1 protein-coding gene is annotated in these 794 nt (G+C 60.3%); it reads left to right on the plus strand.

The window, feature by feature from the left end; genetic code table 11:
• Positions 1–794: FAD-dependent oxidoreductase (locus JFC13_RS19150; RefSeq protein WP_232488816.1), on the plus strand; the 794-nt coding region annotated here is incomplete at both ends.

Consider the following 794-nt stretch of genomic DNA (forward strand, 5'->3'; position numbering starts at 1 on the left):
GTGGGTGCCGGCCCGGCCGGCATCTACGCGGCCGACCTGCTGACCAAAGCCGAGCGTGACTTCGAGATCAGCATCGATCTCTTCGAGCGCTTGCCGACACCGTTCGGCCTGGTCCGTTACGGAGTGGCTCCCGATCACCCTCGGATCAAGGGCATCATCAATGCCCTCATCAAGGTCCTCGATCGCGGTGACATCCGCCTGTTCTCGAACGTCGAGTACGGTGCCGACATCGCTTTGGGCGAGCTGACGGATCGCTATGACGCGGTGATCTTCTCCACCGGCTGCTTCATCGATGCCTCGTTGAACCTGCCCGGAGTCGATCTGCCTGGCTCCTACGGTGCCGCTGACTTCGTCAACTGGTACGACTCGCATCCGGATGTTGCCCAGACCTGGCCGTTGGATGCGCAGAAGGTTGCGGTCATCGGCAACGGCAACGTTGCTTTGGATGTGGCGCGTGTGCTGGCGAAGCAGGCTGATGACATGCACACGACTGAGATTCCTGATCATGTCTATGAGGGTTTGAAATCGTCGAAGGTCACCGACGTGCACGTGTTCGGGCGGCGTGGTCCTGCGCAGGCGAAGTTCACCCCTTTGGAGCTGCGTGAACTGGGGCATGTCAAGGATGTCGACATCATCGTCTATCCCGAGGACTTCGAGTTCGACGACGGGTCGCTGGCCGCGATCGAGTCGAACAATCAGACCAAGCAGGTTGCGAAGACACTGACTGATTTCACTATGCGTGAGCCGGTGGGGGCCAAGCGCCGTCTGCACCTGCACTTCCTCCATTCCCCGGT

Source organism: Brevibacterium antiquum (assembly GCF_016107655.1).
GTDB lineage: Bacteria > Actinomycetota > Actinomycetes > Actinomycetales > Brevibacteriaceae > Brevibacterium > Brevibacterium antiquum.